This window comes from uncultured Candidatus Pelagibacter sp., assembly GCF_943788075.1.
In the GTDB taxonomy this organism is placed as follows: Bacteria; Pseudomonadota; Alphaproteobacteria; order Pelagibacterales; family Pelagibacteraceae; genus Pelagibacter.
The window spans coordinates 325,758-342,953 of the sequence record NZ_CALSOW010000001.1; the positions used below are offsets into that span (position 1 = coordinate 325,758).

The window sequence follows — 17,196 nt, forward strand, 5'->3', positions numbered from 1 at the left end:
AAAAGCCTAATAACAGGTCAAAATAAACTTAATTATAATATTAATAGGTATATAAAACACTTTAAAATAATGAGTGAAAAATTACTTGTCCCAGATATCGGAGATTTTGAGGAAGTTGAAGTTATAGAGGTTCTTGCAAAACAAGGTGATGAATTAAACATTAACGATCCAGTAATTACGATTGAAAGTGATAAATCAAGTGTTGAAATCCCTTCAACTATTGCTGGAAAGGTTGAAAAAGTCGAAGTTAAAGTTGGAGATAAAGTTTCGAGAGGAGATATAATCTTAAATATTGTTCCTTCAGAACAAAATAAAAAAGAAAATCCAATTCCAAAAGATACCGAAAGTATTATTAAACAAGCTGAAGCAGCTTTAGCAGTGAAAAAAGATGAGGCTGAAGTCACTCAACAATCTATTCAAAAGAAAGAACAATCAACTATTCAGGCAACTAACGGTAAAGATACAGATCCTTTAGAAACTCAAGATTGGCTGGAGTCTTTGTCAGCAGTTATTTCAAAAGATGGAAATCAAAGAGCTCATTTTTTAATTAAAGAATTAATTAACAAAGCTTATCGTGAGGGTGCAAATATTCCTTACACTCAAAATACCCCTTATATAAATACGATACCTCCTGAAGCAGAAGTTAAATCAAATGGAGATCAAAATATTGAGAGAAGAATTAGATCTTTAATTAGATGGAATGCAGCTGCAATGGTGGTTAGAGCAAATAAAAAATTTCCAGAACTAGGTGGCCATATAGGTACATTTGCATCTGCTGCAACTCTTTATGATGTTGGTATGAATCATTTTTGGAGAGCAAAAAATAATAAATTTGGTGGAGATTTAGTTTATTTTCAAGGCCACAGTGCTCCGGGGATGTATGCTAGAGCATTTTTAGAAGGAAGATTAAATGAAAAACAATTAGATAGTTTTAGACAAGAAGTAAATTCAGGTGGACTTTCTTCTTATCCACATCCATGGTTAATGCCTAAGTTTTGGCAATTTCCAACTGTTTCAATGGGCTTAGGTCCGATGCTTGCAATTTATCAAGCAAGATACATGAAATATTTAATTAACAGAGGGCTTATTAAAGATGAGGGTCGAAAAGTTTGGGCATTTTTAGGTGATGGAGAAATGGATGAACCTGAGTCGATGGGTGCAATTGGACTAGCAGCAAGAGAAAAGCTAGACAATTTAATATTCGTAGTGAATTGCAATCTTCAAAGACTTGATGGACCTGTAAGAGGAAATGGAAAAATTATTCAAGAATTAGAAGGTAGTTTCCGTGGAGCTGGTTGGAATGTAATTAAGGTAATTTGGGGTTCATATTGGGACTCGTTGATAACAAATGATAAAACAGGTCATTTAGTTAAAATAATGAACGAAACAGTTGATGGTGAATATCAAGCAATGAAAGCTAGAGATGGAGCTTATGTGAGAGAAAAGTTTTTTGGTAAATATCCTGAAACACAAGAATTAGTATCAAGCTTGTCAGACAAAGACATTTGGAGGTTAAATAGAGGTGGTCATGATCCTCACAAGGTATATGCCGCTTATGATAAGGCTACAAAAAACCAAGGAAGTCCTACTGTTATTATAGCAAAAACTATCAAGGGATACGGAATGGGTAAGACAGGTGAAAGTGTGAACACAACCCATCAAACAAAAAAATTAGATGTTGATGATTTGTTATACTATAGAGATCGATTTGATGTTCCGTTAACAGATGAGCAAGTTAGAAATATAGAATATTTCAAACCTGATGAAAAATCTCCTGAGATTAAATATTTAAAAGAAAGAAGATTAAATTTAGGTGGCTATCTACCTGAAAGAACAACCTATGCAAAACCAATTAAGGCACCATCAAAAGATATTTTTGATTTTATGAAAGTTTCAACTGGTGAAAAAGAAATGTCAACTACCATGGCAATGGTTAGGATGTTTACAAATTTGTTAAGAGACAAAAATATTTCACCAAGGTTAGTTCCAATAATTCCTGATGAAGCAAGAACATTTGGAATGGAAGGTTTTTTTCAAAAAATAGGAATTTATGCTCATGAAGGTCAAAAATATGAGCCAGAAGATTCTGCTCAGTTAAGCTCTTATCGTGAAGATAAGAGTGGCCAGGTATTAGAAGAAGGAATTAATGAAGCTGGTGCAATGTCATCTTGGATTGCGGCTGCTACAGCATATACAAACCACGATATAGAAATGATTCCTATTTATATTTTTTATTCTATGTTTGGTTTTCAAAGAATTGGTGATCTTGCATGGGCTGCTGGTGATAGCCAAGCAAGAGGATTTTTAATTGGAGCTACAGCAGGAAGAACTACTTTAGCTGGAGAAGGGCTTCAACACCAAGATGGACATAGCCACTTAATAGCATCGACAATACCTAATTGTGTAACTTATGACCCAACTTTTCATTACGAGTTAGCTGTTATTTTTAGAGAAGGTTTAAGAAGAATGCATGAAAAAAAAGAAAATGTTTTTTACTATATTACTACGATGAATGAAAATTATTCTCATCCTGAAATGCCAAAAGATATTAATTGTGAGGAGGGTATTCTTAAGGGGATGTATAAGATTAAAGAATTTAATAAGTTTAAGAAGACAAAAATTCAGCTTTTAGGATCAGGCACTATCCTTCGAGAAATGATGGCAGCAGCAGAAGTTCTTCAAAATGAATATCAAATTGATAGTGAAATTTGGAGCGTGACAAGTTTTAATGAGTTAAGAAAAGATGGGATGGAAGTCGAAAGATATAATCTTTTAAACCCAGACAAAGAACAAAAAACTTCATTTGTTGAAAAATGTTTAGGTAAATCTGAGGGGCCAATAATGGCTGCATCAGATTATATGAGAATGAATTCAGATCAAATAAGACCATATACTAATAAAAGTTTTTATTCTTTAGGAACAGATGGTTTTGGTAGAAGTGATACTAGGAAAAATTTAAGGAAATTCTTTGAAGTAGATAAAGAACATTTGGTTGCTTATAGTTTGAGTGTTTTAGCTAAAGAACAATTAATAGCTTCAAAATATGCAAAAGAAGCGATAAAGAAATATAATATTGATGGTGAAAAACCAATACCCACTAAATTATAATGTCAGAAACCGAGATCAAAGTACCAAATATTGGAGATTTCAAAGATGTTGAGATAATAGAAGTTTTGGTTTCTGAAGGTCAAATTCTTCAAAAAAATGACCCAGTGATAACAATCGAAAGTGATAAATCCAGTGTAGAAATTCCATCAAACTTTGAGGGTAAAATTAAGTCTTTAAAATTAAAGGTAGGAGATAAAGTTTCAGAAGGTGATTTAATATTAATTATAGAAAATAAATCACAAACAGAGAAAAGTGAGGAAGAAAAACCAAACATTGAAAAAGAGTTCAAAAAAATTAAAGTAATAAAACCAGAAATAAAGCAACCTTCTTCTGTTAAACAAGCTCAATCCTCATCTCATGAGGTACCATCTGCAAGCCCAAAAGCCCGAAAATTTGCTAGGGAACTTGGTGTAGATATTACTCAAGTTGAAGGAAGTGAAAAAGATGGAAGGGTTATAGAGAATGATATCAAAAAATTTGTTTTATCTAAGCCAAAAAATATTAATGAAACTAAAGATGATAAGAGAAATAAAATTAAAAATGAATTTGAGCATTCAGATTTTGGAGAAATTGAAATTAAAGATATTCCAAGAGTAAAAAAATTATCTTCAACTTATTTAATTAATTCATGGACGACGATACCTCATGTTACAAACCATGATGAAGCAGATATAACGGAAATGGAAAACTTTAGAAGTTCTTTAACCAATATGTATACAGGAGAAAAGATTAAAATTACTCCTTTGGCATTTATAATTAAAGCACTAGTTGCGTCCTTAAAAAAATTCCCAAGTTTTAACTCATCTATAGATGAAATTGAAACTGGAAAAATGACATTAAAAAAATATTTTCATATTGGAATTGCTGTTGATACACCCAATGGTTTAATGGTTCCTAAAATTAGAAATGTTAATAATAAAAAAATTTCACTACTTAGCAAAGAATTAAAAGAAGTAAGCGAACTTTGTAGAAATCTAAAAATTGATAAAAAGGAATTATTTGGTGGCTCTATGACCATCACTAGTTTAGGTGGAATAGGAGGATCATTTTTTACTCCAATTATAAATTTTCCAGAAGTTGCAATTTTAGGAGTAGGTAAATCTCAAAAAAAACAAATCTTCATTAATGGAAAATTTCAAACAAGAACAATGTTGCCTATATCTTTGTCCTATGATCATAGAATTATTGATGGAGCAGAAGCAGCAAGATTTAATAATGATCTTAAAGAAAATCTAGGCAAGAATTTTGCTTATAAGTTAGCTGTTTAATATAAATTATGTCAAAAACAATCTCTTTACTAAGTGCTTTGCTGTGTACTTTTATTTGGGGCACAACTTTTATTGCTCAAGATACTGGTATGGACAACATTGGTCCATTCACATTCAATGCTGTAAGATTTTTCATAGGTTTTTTGGCTATCACACCATTAGTTTTTTTATTTGAAATAAAAAAATTTAAATCTGAGTTTAAATCGGACACTAAAACTTTCATTAATCTTTCATTTTTGATTGGATTATCTCTATTTTTAGGCTCAGCTTTGCAACAGGTTGCTCTTCTATACACAGATGTTGCAAATGCTGCTTTTTTTACGATTTTTTATGTTCCACTAGTACCAATTATAATTTTTTTGTTTAGTCAAAAATCAATTCATTGGAGTGTCTGGCCATCTGTAGTTTTGTGTTTAATTGGAGGATATTTATTAACAAATTTTTATGATGCAACTGTAAGACTTGGAGATAGTTTGGTAATTCTTGGGGCTTTATTCTGGAGCACTCATATAATTTTCACAGGAATAATTGTAAAAAAATATGATCTTCCACTAACGCTAGGTGCGTTGCAAACTTTAATTGTTGCTTTATTCTCTTTTGTAATAGCACTTGTTTATGAAGAATTTATTTACATCGAGATTATGAAGGAAATAAACTCTATTTTATATGCTGGTATTTTATCTGGAGGTTTTGCTTTTGTATTACAAATTTATGCTCAAAAAAGTATAACCCCAGCCCCTGCAGCAATAATTTTTTCATTAGAGGGAGTATTTGCAACTATTGCAGCTTGGTACATTTTAAATCAGATCTTAGATATTAATAATTTACTTGGATGCTTATTTATTCTATGTGGTGTTTTATTATCTCAATTGTTGCCTTTGGTTCAAAAAAAATATTCTTAATAAATTATAGCAAATAAAATCAACGCTATTATTATTCTATAAATAACAAATGCATTCATTGAAAATTTATTTATATAAATTAAAAAAAATTTTACAGTTACAAAAGAAAAAATAAATGATGCTACAATTGCAATAACTACTAAATAGTTAAACTCAACTGATTGAGAAAACACATCTTTTAATCCTAAAAAACTTGCACCTCCTAAAGCTGGAATAGAAAGTAAAAATGATATTTTACTTGAGTCTAATCTGTTAAATCTCAATATTCTTGCAGCTGTAATAGTTATACCTGCCCTACTTACCCCTGGCACTAAAGAAAGAATCTGAAATAAACTTATAAATAAAATTGATCGAAGATTTAAATTTGAAGAAATTTTTTTATCAAATCGATTTCTGTCTGCGATAAATAGTACAATTCCAAAAATTAGAGTTGTCCAAGCTATAATTTTAATGTTTCTAAGTTCATAAATGATGCCAGTTGAATATAAGATATATCCAACAATGATTAATGGAATTGATCCAAGAATAATTAGGCTTAAAAGTCTTTTGTTATTTTTGACATCTAGTAAGTCCATTCTAAAAAAATAGATAATTGCAAATAAGGAACCAAGGTGAAGACTTATATCTATTAATAATGAACTAGATTTAAATTCATATAAACTTGAAACTAATATTAGGTGTGCCGAAGAGCTTATTGGTAAAAATTCTGATATGCCTTGAATGGCTGATAGTATTAAAACTTCTATAATGTTCTGAAACATTTTATCTAACTAGCTTAAAAAATATTCATTTAAAACAATTCGATTTAAGCATATTAGCTATGCAACTATTAAAAATGCCATAAATTTCAAACTAATATGGCTTAATAAGGTCATAATAACTGACCTATTTTAAGCTTTATTTAGTAAAAACAATATATAGTTTGCCATAAATTATAAAAATTATGACTGATAAAATGTTAAAGTTTGTAAAAATAGGTCAACAAACTCCACCTAAAAGGGAGATTGATGTCAGAAAAAAAGACTTTAATGAGATTTACGACGAATTTATTAGCGATAAAGCGAAAGAACAATCTAGCAGATGTTCTCAGTGTGGTGTTCCTTTTTGTCAAGTTCATTGTCCACTAAGTAATAATATTCCTGATTGGCTAAAGCTAACTGCTGAAGGAAGACTTAAGGAAGCTTACGAATTATCCCAAAGCACAAATAATATGCCAGAAGTCTGTGGAAGAATATGCCCACAAGATAGATTGTGTGAAGGAAATTGCGTTATTGAACAGTCTGGCCATGGAACAGTAACCATCGGTTCAATGGAAAAATATATTACCGATAATGCTTGGGAGCAAGGTTGGGTAAAACCTATAAATATTTCTCATGAAAAAAATCAAAGTGTTGGAATAATTGGTGCTGGACCAGCTGGCTTAGCAGCAGCTGAAGAACTGAGAAAAAATGGATACAAAATCACAGTTTATGACAGATATGATAGGGCTGGTGGATTATTAATTTATGGAATACCAAATTTTAAGCTTGAAAAAGAAGTTGTTGAGAGAAGAACCAAGCTTTTAAAAGATGGAGGAATTGAGTTTATTCAAAATTTTGAAGTTGGAAAAGATGCAAACTTAGAACAATTAAGAAAAAAACATGACGCAATTCTAATTGCAACAGGAGTTTACAAAGCTAGAGAGGTAGAACTTCCAGGTAATGACTTAAACAATATTTTTCCTGCGATGGATTTTTTAACAGCATCTAATAAAAAAGGATTAGGCGATAAAGTAGAATTATTTGATAAAGGAATTTTAAATGCAGAGGGAAAAGATATTGTTGTAATTGGTGGTGGTGACACTGCAATGGACTGCGTAAGAACATCAATAAGACAAAAAGCAAAATCAGTTAAATGTTTATATAGAAGAGATAAAGAGAATATGCCTGGATCAGCAAGAGAGGTTGCTAACGCTGAAGAGGAAGGTGTAGAATTTGTTTGGTTATCAAGTCCTAAGGAATTTAAGGGTACTAATAAAATTGAAAAATTAATTGTTGACCAGATAAAATTAGGTGATCCTGATGAAAGTGGAAGAAGAAAACCCGAGGTTCAACAAGATTCAAGTTTTGAGATCAAAGCAGATATGGTTATTAAGGCTCTAGGTTTTGATCCTGAAGATTTACCAACTTTATTTGACTCTAACGAACTGCAAGTGACAAAGTGGGGAACTGTCAAAACAGATTTTGATACAATGGAGACAAATTTGAGTGGGGTTTTTGCTGCAGGAGATATAGTTAGAGGTGCATCTTTAGTTGTTTGGGCGATAAAAGATGGAAGAGATGCAGCAGCTTCGATTAAAAAGCATTTAGAAAATAAAGAATTAAAACAGTCAAAAGTAGCTTAATGGAAAATTATAAAAAAAATTTTGAAATATTAAAAAAAAACCATGTTTATTCTGAAGAGATGGAGCATGACGCTTGCGGTGTTGGTTTGATTGCGTCTACGGAAGGAAAAAAATCACGTAAAGTTGTTGAATATGGAATTGAAGCTTTAAAAGCAGTTTGGCACAGAGGAGCAGTTGATGCTGATGGAAAAACAGGTGATGGTGCTGGGATACATGTAGAAATACCAAAAGATTTTTTTATAGAAAAAATAGAGGTTACAGGTCACATACACGATAATTCAGAAATCTGTGTTGGAATGATTTTCTTACCAAGAAATGATTATGCAGCACAAGAAAGCTGTAAAACAATAGTTGAAAGTGAACTAACCAAAAATGATTTTAGCATTTATGGTTGGAGGCAAGTTCCAGTCAACCCAAAGGTCTTAGGTGAAAAAGCATTTCAGACAATGCCTGAAATTATTCAAGTACTTTTTAAATCAAATAATCCAGAATTGTTGAATAAAGATCTTGAAAGAAAAATTTATGAAACAAGAAGGATAATTGAAAATAAAGCTTTTAAGATTTCTTTAAATAATTTTTATATTTGTTCACTTAGTTCAAAATCAATCATTTATAAGGGAATGTTTTTAGCAGAAGCTATTTCAGATTTTTTTTTAGATTTAAAAGATGAAAGATTTGTTTCAAGATATGCAATTTTTCATCAAAGATTTTCTACAAACACAGCACCAAGTTGGAATCTAGCTCAACCTTTTAGAGCAATTGCTCATAATGGAGAAATCAACACATATCGTGGTAATAAAAATTGGATGAAAGTTCATGAACAAGAAATGAATAGCCCACTTTTTGATAACATAGAAAATTTAAAACCAGTAATTCAACAGGGTGCATCAGATTCAGCTGCATTGGATAATGTTTTTGAATTATTAAATATTTCAGGTCAACCAGCACCTTTAGCAAAATTAATGTTAGTGCCAGATGCTTGGTCTAAAAAAAATAAAACTTTATCTAGAGATCATCAACAATTATTTAATTTTTTAAATAGTACTATGGAACCGTGGGATGGGCCTGCAGCTATTGCTGGAACAGATAATGAATGGGTAATCGCTGCAAATGATAGAAATGGATTGAGACCATTGAGATACGCAATTACTAAAGATAATTTATTATTTGCAGGTTCAGAAACAGGAATGATTGAACTTAATGAGAAAAAAATTTTAACCAAGGGAAGATTGGGGCCAGGAGAAATAATTGGGGTTAGAATTGAAAAGGGAAAAGTATTTACTAATAGCAAAATCAAAGATTATTTAGCTAAAGAATACAAACACTTTAATTCTCAAATTATCGATTTAGATGAAAAAATTACTATCTCTGGAGAAAAGCATTCATTCTCTGGAGATGATTTAAGACGAAGACAGTACACATTTGGAATGAGTCTTGAAGACTTAGAGCTTATTTTGCACCCAATGGCTGAAGATGCAAAGGAGGCTATCGGATCTATGGGTGACGATACTCCTCTTGCAGTGCTATCTGATAAATATAGACCTCTTTATCATTTTTTTAGACAAAATTTTAGCCAAGTAACTAATCCCCCAATTGACTCGCTTCGAGAAAATAAGGTTATGAGTCTAAAAACAAGATTTGGAAATTTAGGTAATATTTTGGATTTTGATAATCTAACTAAGCAAAATATTTATGTTTTAAATAGTCCAATTTTATCAAATTCCCAATTTGATAAATTTATTAATTTTTTTGGTAAAAATTCTTTAGTTATAGAATGTACTTTTTCTAAAGATCAGTCTTTATTTGAGGCAATAAAACAAGTCCAAAAAGATGCAGAAATTGCTGTAAGACAGGGTGTTACTCAACTAATTTTGAGTGATAAAGGATTATCAGAAACTAATTTACCTATTCCTATGTTGTTATGTGTAGGAGCAATCAATTCATTCTTAATAGAAAAAAAATTAAGAGGATATGTTTCGATAAATGTTCAATCTGGAGAAGCATTAGATACACACTCATTTGCAACCTTAATTGGTGTAGGTGCAACTACGGTAAACCCATACCTTGCTTTTGACAGCTTATATCAAAGACATGAAAAAAAACTTTTTGGAAAATTTAGTTTTGATGAATGTGTGGAAAGATACATTAAATCTGTAAATGCTGGACTTTTAAAGATCATGTCTAAAATGGGAATTTCTGTTTTGAGTTCATATAGAGGGGGATGTAATTTTGAAACTGTTGGATTGAGTAGAACGATTGTTGCTGATTATTTTCCAGGTGTGGTATCTAAAATTTCTGGGATTGGATTGACAGGAATAGAAAAAAAAATTAGATCTATTCATAAAGAGGCGTTTGAAAGTTCAGAAACTATTTTGCCAATAGGTGGAATATATAGATATCGTAAAAATGGAGAGACACATCAATATCAAGGAAAATTAATTCATTTATTACAAAGTGCTGTAGGATCAAATTCTTATGAAGCATACAAAAGATACGCAGAAGGAATATATAATTTACCGCCAATTAATTTAAGAGATTTAATTGATTTTAGGTCAAAAAAATTGAAAGGAACAATAGATATTTCAGAGGTTGAACCGATACAAAATATACTTAAAAGATTTGGAAGTGGAAGCATGTCACATGGAGCGCTTTCAAAAGAAGCTCATGAAACTCTAGCTACTGGAATGAACAGAATTAAAGGTGCTTCTTGTAGTGGTGAAGGTGGAGAAGATGAGAGTAGGTTTAAAGTTCTAGAAAATGGTGACAGTGCAAATTCTAGAGTAAAACAAATAGCTTCTGCGAGATTTGGTGTAACGGTTAATTATTTAAATAATTGTAATGAAATTGAAATTAAAATAGCACAAGGTGCAAAACCTGGAGAAGGGGGGCAACTACCAGGATTTAAAGTTACTGATGAGATTGCAAAACTAAGACATTCAACACCTGGAGTTACTTTAATATCACCTCCTCCACATCACGATATTTATTCAATAGAAGATCTTGCTCAACTTATTTATGATTTGAAACAAATAAATCCCAAGGCAAGAATTGGAGTTAAACTTGTTGCCTCATCAGGCGTAGGAACAATCGCAGCTGGCGTTGCTAAAGCAAAAGCAGATATAATATTGATATCAGGACATAATGGTGGGACAGGTGCAACGCCACAAACTAGTGTTAAGTATGTTGGAATACCATGGGAAATGGGTTTAACAGAAGCTAATCAAGTTTTAACCTTAAACAATCTTAGACACAAAGTTACTCTTAGAACTGATGGTGGCATTAAAACGGGAAGAGATGTTGTTATTGCAGCAATGATGGGAGCGGAAGAGTATGGTGTGGCAACCACTGCTTTAGTTGCGATGGGATGTATCATGGTTAGACAATGTCATTCAAATACATGTCCAGTTGGAGTTTGTACTCAAGATGATAAACTTAGAGAAAAATTTACAGGTACTCCAGAAAAAGTAGTTAACTTATTCACTTTTATAGCATCTGAAGTACGAGAAATTTTAGCAAAAATAGGTTTTAAATCATTGAATGATATAATTGGAAGAACAGATCTTTTGATGCAGGTTAGTAAAGCTTCTCCAAATCTTGATGATTTAGATTTAAACCCACTTTTTGTACAGGCAGATAACGGTAACAATAAAAGATATTGTGAAAATCAAGAAATAAACCACGTACCTGATACACTTGATCAAGAAATTTGGCCAGAGATTGAAAAATCTTTAAATAGTTCTGAAAAAGTAGAAAAAGAATACATTATTAAAAATACAAATAGAGCTGTTGGAACTAGAATATCTCATCACCTTTATAAAAAATATGGATATGAAAAACTTAATGAAAACTTTTTAGTATTAAATTTCAAGGGATCAGCAGGACAGTCATTTGGTGCTTTTTCAGCCAAAGGATTAAAACTTGTTCTTAAAGGAGATGCTAATGACTATGTAGGTAAAGGATTATCAGGAGCAATAATTTCAATCAAATTGTCTGATGAAAGTAATTTAATTTCAAATGAAAATACTATTATAGGTAATACAGTTTTATACGGTGCAACATCAGGAAAATTATTTGCAGCGGGACAGGCAGGAGAAAGATTTGCTGTTCGAAATTCTGGAGCAACTACGGTAATTGAAGGATGTGATTCAAATGGTTGCGAATACATGACGGGTGGAACTGTAGTAATCTTAGGTGATGTCGGTGATAATTTTGCAGCTGGTATGACAGGGGGAATGGCATTTATCTATGACAAATCAAGAGAATTTGAAAAAAAAGTTAATGATGAATCTGTTGTATGGCAAAATGTAGAAACAGATTATTGGAAAACATTTCTTAAAGATTTAATCAAAGAACATTTTGAAGAAACTGGGTCTAATTTATCAAAAATGTTAGTTGAAAATTATGATGAAGAGTTAAAAAATTTTGTTCAAGTTTGTCCAAAAGAAATGTTAGGCAAGTTAAGTAATCCAATTAGTAATAAACAAGTTATTAAAGAAGTTAGTTAAATAATTAGTTTAAGCTCTTTTATTATTATTTTAAGCCATCTTTGACTTGATAAACTGTGATCACCATTATTAATAATAACTAATTTTTTTTTTGCTTTTTGAAATAGTTTTAAAATTTTTCTTGAATAAGAAACAGGCACTACCTCATCTTTTTGACCATGAACCATGGTAACATTTATTTTTGAATTTATTTTTTTGTTTAAAACCTTATTTTTTCTTCCATCTTTTATTAATTGAAAAGTAATTGGATATTCATAATTACCATGTTTCAATTGCAATATTCCTTTCTGAATAGTTTCAGACTTCATTTTTTTTGTGAATTTTTTCCACATCAAGTTTTCTAAAAATTCTGGTGCAGAGCCAATACCTAAAAATCCTTTTATTTGACTTTTAAATTTTTGAAATTGTTTAAGTGCTAACCACGCACCCATACTTGAACCAACGACAGTAAAGTCATTTTTCTTTACAAATTTTTTAATAAGAGTTGAAGTTTCATTACTCCATTTTGTAATATTGCCATTTGTAAATTTTCCTGATGATTTTCCGTGTCCAGAATATTCAAGAGCTAAAAAACTAAGTTTATTTTTTTTTGCAAATTTTAAAAAAGTATTTGGTTTTTTTCCCTCTAAATTAGACATAAAGCCATGTAAAAAAACAATAAAAGGAGCACCTTTGTGAATGTTGCAAATAAATCTTATTTTCTTACTTTTTGAGATTTTGTGATATTTGAAGTGAGTCATAATCGTTTATATGTTTATTCTAATATTATATAGTCATATCAAATGTCATCTAATTTAAAAGTTTTACAAGTTATACCAAAATTAGGTTATGGAGGAGCAGAAACAGGTTGCTATGACATCGCTCATTATTTGCCAGAAAATGATTGTGAATCTTATATTGTCACTAGTGGAGGAGAACTTCTTAAATTTATTGACAAAAAAAAAGTAAAAATAATTAAACTTCCTGTTCATAGTAAAAATCCACTTATTATTTTTATTAATTTTTTAGCTTTAGTTGCCATTATACTTATTAAAAATATTTCAATTATTCATGCTAGAAGCAGAGCTCCTGCTTGGTCATGTTTGTTTGCAGCCAAAATTACTGGCAGAAAATTCGTTACTACTTTTCATGGGACTTATAATTTTAGTAGTAAAATTAAAAAATTTTACAATTCTGTAATGGTTAGGTCTGATTTAATTATAGCAGGGTCTAATTTCATTTTTTCTCATATCAAAGAAAATTATACAAAGTATCTTGATGCTAAAAAAAAACTTTTAGTTATCTTCAGAGGAATTAATGTTGATTATTTTGAACCAACAACCAAATTAGATGTTGATGAAAAAAAACTATTAAAAAAATGGCAAATAGAAAAAGATAAAAAGATAATTCTTTTACCTGGGAGACTAACAGAATGGAAAGGACAAGAAGTTTTTATAGAAGCTATTAATTTAGTAAATATTGAACTTGGGTATCAGGCTTTTTACGCTGTAATACTTGGAAGTAATCAAGGTAGAGATCTATATAAAAAAAAACTTATCAGACTTACCGAGCAACATAGATTAAATAATCAGGTAAAATTTATAGATCATTGTGATGATATGGCTTTAGCTTACAAAGTTTCAGATATAGTGATATCAGCATCAATTGAGCCCGAGGCTTTTGGAAGAGTTGCTGTTGAAGCTCAATCGATGGAAAAACCAATAATTGCAAGTGATATTGGTGGGTCAAATGAAACTGTAATTGATGAAAAAACAGGTTTTTTATTCGAGTCTAACAACACAAAATCATTAAGTAAAAAAATTTTAAAAGTACTTTCTATGGATGAAGCATCATTACAATCGATAGGTAAAGAAGGAAGAAAAAACATAATTCAAAAATTTAATGTTGAAAAAATGTGCTTTTCTACTTATTCAGAGTATAAAAGAATATTAAATTAATGCCTATAATTACATTACCAGATGGAAATAACTTAACATTTCCAGACAAAGTTACAGGTCTAGATGTAGCTGAAAAAATTAGTAAGTCACTTGCCAAACAAGCTATGGTTATAAGCGTTGATGGTAATTTAAAAGATTTAGATTTCTTAATAGAAAAAGATTGTTCTATAAAAATTTTTACATCAAAAAATCCTGAGGGATTAGAAACTATAAGACACGATACAGCACATATATTAGCAATGGCTGTACAAGAATTGTTTCCAGGAACACAAGTTACTATTGGTCCAGTTATCGAAAGTGGTTTCTACTATGATTTCGCAAGAAAAGAACCTTTTACAGAAGATGATTTAGAAAAAATTGAAAATAAGATGAAAGAAATTGTGGATAGAAATGAAATCACAAAAAGAGAAGTTTGGGAGAGAAACAAAGCTATTTCACATTTTAAAGAAAAAGGAGAAACTTATAAAGCAGAATTAATTGAAGCAATCCCAGAAAATGAAGATGTGTCCATCTATTTTCATGGTGAATGGCATGACCTATGTAGAGGACCACATCTTTCTTCAACAGGTAAAATTGGAAAATTTTTTAAACTTACAAAAGTTTCAGGAGCTTACTGGAGAGGTGACTCTAATAATGAAATGTTGCAAAGAATATATGGTACAAGCTGGGCAACACAAAAAGATCTAGATGAATACTTGAAAAGAATAGAAGAAGCTGAAAAAAGAGATCATCGAAAACTTGGTAAAGAAATGGATTTGTTTCATTTTAGAGAAGAAAGTCCAGGCTCAGTATTCTGGCACGAAAAAGGTTGGGCTTTATTTCAAAAATTGATTAATTATATGAGAGGCAGACAAGATGCTGCTGGTTACAAAGAGGTTAATACACCAGAGATATTAGATAGACAATTGTGGGAAAAATCTGGTCATTGGGAAAAATACGGTGAAAATATGTACACATCAGAAACTCCAGACGAAAAAATATTTGCGATTAAACCCATGAATTGTCCTGGCCATATTCAGGTATTTAATCAAGGTTTGAAAAGTTATAGAGATCTTCCTTTACGTATAACTGAATTTGGAAAAGTACATCGTTATGAACCATCTGGAGCACTCCATGGTTTATTAAGAGTAAGAGCATTCACTCAAGATGATGCTCATATATTTTGTTCAGAGGACCAAATTACAAGTGAATGTTTAGAAGTAACTAATTTAATTTTAGATATTTATAAAGATTTAGGTTTTGAAAATGTAATTTTAAAATATGCAGATAGACCAGACGTAAGAGTTGGTGGAGATGAAGTTTGGGACAAAGCGGAGGCTTCATTACTTGAAGCAGTTAAAGCATCTAAGTTAGAATATAGTATTAATAAGGGTGAGGGTGCATTTTATGGTCCAAAAATTGAATTTGTACTAAGAGATGCAATTGGTAGAGATTGGCAGTGCGGAACTTTGCAAGTTGATTTGAATTTACCAGGAAGATTAGATGCTTCTTATGTTGATAAAGATGGAACTAAAAAAGTACCTGTTATGCTTCATCGTGCGCTATTTGGTTCTTTAGAAAGATTTATAGGAATCCTTATAGAAAATTATGCTGGCAAATTTCCTTTTTGGATATCTCCATTACAAACTGTTGTGATACCAATATCTGAAGAATTTGATGATTACGCTATTGAAGTATCAAAAAAAATTAAACAAGCAGGTATTAGTTCAAACGTTGATTTAAAAAAACATAATTTAAATTACAAAATAAGAGATCATTCATTAGCAAAAATACCTCTTTTATTAATTTGTGGTAAAAAAGAAGTTGACTCTAACTCGGTAACGATTAGAAGATTAGACTCGAACAAACAAGAAAATATGGATTTAAATTTATTCTTAAAAACTTTCTCTGCTTTAAATAAAGCATCCTCAAATTAAGTGGCAGATTTTAAACAAAATTACTTTCAAAGAAGAACAAAAGACAGAGGTCCTAGGTCTAACAATAGAATCTCATCTCCTGATGTTCAGGTTATAGCAAGTGATGGTGAAAATCTTGGTGTAATGAATACCAATGAAGCAATCTCAATGGCAAAAAATCAGGGATTGGATTTAATAGAAATAGCAGCTAATGCAAATCCACCTGTTTGTAAAATTATGGATATGGGTAAGTTTAAATATGATGCTCAAAAGAAAGCAAATATTGCAAAGAAAAAACAAAAAATTGTTTTATTAAAAGAAATTAAAATGAGACCTGTAACAGAAACTCATGATTATGATTTTAAGGTTAAAAATGCAAAAAAATTTATAGCCAAAGGGGATAAAGTAAAATTTACTGTAAGATTCAAAGGTCGTGAATTACAACATTCTCATTTAGGAAAAGAATTGATGGATAAGATCAAAGAGGACATGAAGGATATTGGTAAGGTAGAATTGCACCCTAAGTTTGATGGTAAGCAAATGATCATGGTAATTCAGCCTTTATAGGCCTTAATATAGGTTGTAAATTTATATCAATCTTTGTATAACACCGCAGAATTATGCCAAAATTAAAAACAAAAAGCTCAGCAAAAAAAAGATTTAAGATATCTGCTAAGGGTAAAGTAATGACTGCCCAAGCTGGCAAAAGACACGGCATGATTAAAAGAACGAATTCTCAAATAAGAAAATTAAGAGGCACAACAACTATGTCTAAACAAGATAGCAAAATTGTTAAATCATACATGCCCTACAGTTTAAGAGGTTAATAATGGCAAGAGTAAAAAGAGGCGTAACTAGTAAAGCAAAACATAAAAAAGTTTTAAAAGCTGTCAAAGGTCAATGGGGCAGAAGAAAAAATACAATCAGAGTCGCTAAGCAAGCAATGGAAAAAGCGATGCAATATGCTTATAGAGATAGAAGAAATAAAAAAAGAGATTTTAAATCTTTGTGGATACAAAGAATCAATGCTGGTGTTAGAGCTGAAGGCCTAACTTATTCCAAGTTCATTAATGGTCTTAGCAAATGTGGCATTACAATAGATAGAAAAATACTTGCAGAAATAGCTTACGATAGCCCTGAAGCCTTTAAAACTATTGTTCAAAAAGCACAATCTGCTTTAAATTAATCTTCACTATTG

12 protein-coding genes are annotated in these 17,196 nt (G+C 30.9%); 10 read left to right on the forward strand and 2 right to left on the reverse strand.

Annotated elements, in window-relative coordinates:
* Nucleotides 1-69 precede the first annotated feature (69 nt).
* Genes aceE through Q0X98_RS01930 form a run of 3 tightly spaced genes read left to right on the forward strand, consistent with a single transcriptional unit; the run spans nucleotide 70 to nucleotide 5,278 of the window.
* Entirely contained in the window at nucleotides 70-3,108 is a 3,039-nt protein-coding gene (aceE, locus tag Q0X98_RS01920) for a pyruvate dehydrogenase (acetyl-transferring), homodimeric type (RefSeq protein WP_297680884.1), read from the forward strand.
* Nucleotides 3,108-4,376 carry a 2-oxo acid dehydrogenase subunit E2 gene (locus Q0X98_RS01925; RefSeq protein ID WP_297680886.1) on the forward strand — a complete coding sequence of 423 codons (1,269 nt, stop codon included), beginning with the start codon at nucleotides 3,108-3,110 and terminating at the stop codon, nucleotides 4,374-4,376. Before aceE ends, Q0X98_RS01925 begins: the two co-directional genes overlap by 1 nt.
* An 8-nt stretch (nucleotides 4,377-4,384) precedes the next feature.
* Complete coding sequence (locus Q0X98_RS01930) at nucleotides 4,385-5,278, forward strand: DMT family transporter (RefSeq protein ID WP_297680888.1); 894 nt, start codon at nucleotides 4,385-4,387, stop codon at nucleotides 5,276-5,278.
* On the opposite strand, the gene Q0X98_RS01935 is transcribed toward Q0X98_RS01930, so the two are convergent.
* Entirely contained in the window at nucleotides 5,275-6,039 is a 765-nt protein-coding gene (locus Q0X98_RS01935; protein ID WP_297680890.1) for an undecaprenyl-diphosphate phosphatase, read from the reverse strand. The genes Q0X98_RS01930 and Q0X98_RS01935 overlap by 4 nt on opposite strands.
* Nucleotides 6,040-6,221: 182 nt before the next feature.
* Here Q0X98_RS01935 and Q0X98_RS01940 point away from each other — a divergent pair, with 182 nt between their 5' ends.
* Both Q0X98_RS01940 and gltB read left to right on the forward strand, forming a co-directional pair.
* Nucleotides 6,222-7,661: an NAD(P)-dependent oxidoreductase gene (locus Q0X98_RS01940; protein WP_297680892.1), complete on the forward strand. Its 1,440-nt coding sequence runs from the start codon at nucleotides 6,222-6,224 to the stop codon at nucleotides 7,659-7,661.
* The gene (gene gltB / locus Q0X98_RS01945) at nucleotides 7,661-12,166 is read left to right on the forward strand and encodes a glutamate synthase large subunit (RefSeq protein ID WP_297680894.1); all 4,506 of its coding nucleotides are present in this window, start codon (nucleotides 7,661-7,663) and stop codon (nucleotides 12,164-12,166) included. The genes Q0X98_RS01940 and gltB overlap by 1 nt, the downstream gene beginning before the upstream one ends.
* Here the strand turns inward: gltB and Q0X98_RS01950 are convergent.
* Entirely contained in the window at nucleotides 12,163-12,906 is a 744-nt protein-coding gene (locus Q0X98_RS01950; protein ID WP_297680896.1) for an alpha/beta hydrolase, read from the reverse strand. The two genes, gltB and Q0X98_RS01950, sit on opposite strands and share 4 nt — an antisense overlap.
* A gap of 42 nt (nucleotides 12,907-12,948) precedes the next feature.
* Between Q0X98_RS01950 and Q0X98_RS01955 the strand changes: the two genes are divergently transcribed.
* Genes Q0X98_RS01955 through rplT form a run of 5 tightly spaced genes read left to right on the forward strand, consistent with a single transcriptional unit; the run spans nucleotide 12,949 to nucleotide 17,184 of the window.
* Complete coding sequence (locus Q0X98_RS01955; RefSeq protein WP_297680898.1) at nucleotides 12,949-14,103, forward strand: glycosyltransferase family 4 protein; 1,155 nt, start codon at nucleotides 12,949-12,951, stop codon at nucleotides 14,101-14,103.
* Nucleotides 14,103-16,019 carry a threonine--tRNA ligase gene (thrS, locus tag Q0X98_RS01960; RefSeq protein ID WP_297680900.1) on the forward strand — a complete coding sequence of 639 codons (1,917 nt, stop codon included), beginning with the start codon at nucleotides 14,103-14,105 and terminating at the stop codon, nucleotides 16,017-16,019. The genes Q0X98_RS01955 and thrS overlap by 1 nt, the downstream gene beginning before the upstream one ends.
* Entirely contained in the window at nucleotides 16,020-16,565 is a 546-nt protein-coding gene (gene infC, locus Q0X98_RS01965) for a translation initiation factor IF-3 (protein ID WP_028036189.1), read from the forward strand. It begins immediately after the preceding gene.
* Nucleotides 16,566-16,618: 53 nt separating this feature from the next.
* Nucleotides 16,619-16,825: a 50S ribosomal protein L35 gene (rpmI, locus tag Q0X98_RS01970; protein WP_297680905.1), complete on the forward strand. Its 207-nt coding sequence runs from the start codon at nucleotides 16,619-16,621 to the stop codon at nucleotides 16,823-16,825.
* 2 nt (nucleotides 16,826-16,827) lie between these two features.
* Nucleotides 16,828-17,184, forward strand: a complete 357-nt coding sequence (rplT, locus tag Q0X98_RS01975) for a 50S ribosomal protein L20 (protein ID WP_297680907.1) — start codon at nucleotides 16,828-16,830, stop codon at nucleotides 17,182-17,184.
* Nucleotides 17,185-17,196 lie beyond the last annotated feature (12 nt).

Bases quoted from the DNA above. Each gene is read 5' to 3' on its own strand.
- Q0X98_RS01940 (WP_297680892.1), top strand. From the start codon at position 6,222: ATGACTGATAAAATGTTAAAGTTTGTAAAAATAGGTCAACAAACTCCA.
- rpmI (WP_297680905.1), top strand. From the start codon at position 16,619: ATGCCAAAATTAAAAACAAAAAGCTCAGCAAAAAAAAGATTTAAGATA.
- Q0X98_RS01925 (WP_297680886.1), top strand. From the start codon at position 3,108: ATGTCAGAAACCGAGATCAAAGTACCAAATATTGGAGATTTCAAAGAT.
- Q0X98_RS01955 (WP_297680898.1), top strand. From the start codon at position 12,949: ATGTCATCTAATTTAAAAGTTTTACAAGTTATACCAAAATTAGGTTAT.
- Q0X98_RS01950 (WP_297680896.1), bottom strand. From the start codon at position 12,906: ATGACTCACTTCAAATATCACAAAATCTCAAAAAGTAAGAAAATAAGA.
- rplT (WP_297680907.1), top strand. From the start codon at position 16,828: ATGGCAAGAGTAAAAAGAGGCGTAACTAGTAAAGCAAAACATAAAAAA.
- thrS (WP_297680900.1), top strand. From the start codon at position 14,103: ATGCCTATAATTACATTACCAGATGGAAATAACTTAACATTTCCAGAC.
- Q0X98_RS01930 (WP_297680888.1), top strand. From the start codon at position 4,385: ATGTCAAAAACAATCTCTTTACTAAGTGCTTTGCTGTGTACTTTTATT.
- Q0X98_RS01935 (WP_297680890.1), bottom strand. From the start codon at position 6,039: ATGTTTCAGAACATTATAGAAGTTTTAATACTATCAGCCATTCAAGGC.
- gltB (WP_297680894.1), top strand. From the start codon at position 7,661: ATGGAAAATTATAAAAAAAATTTTGAAATATTAAAAAAAAACCATGTT.
- aceE (WP_297680884.1), top strand. From the start codon at position 70: ATGAGTGAAAAATTACTTGTCCCAGATATCGGAGATTTTGAGGAAGTT.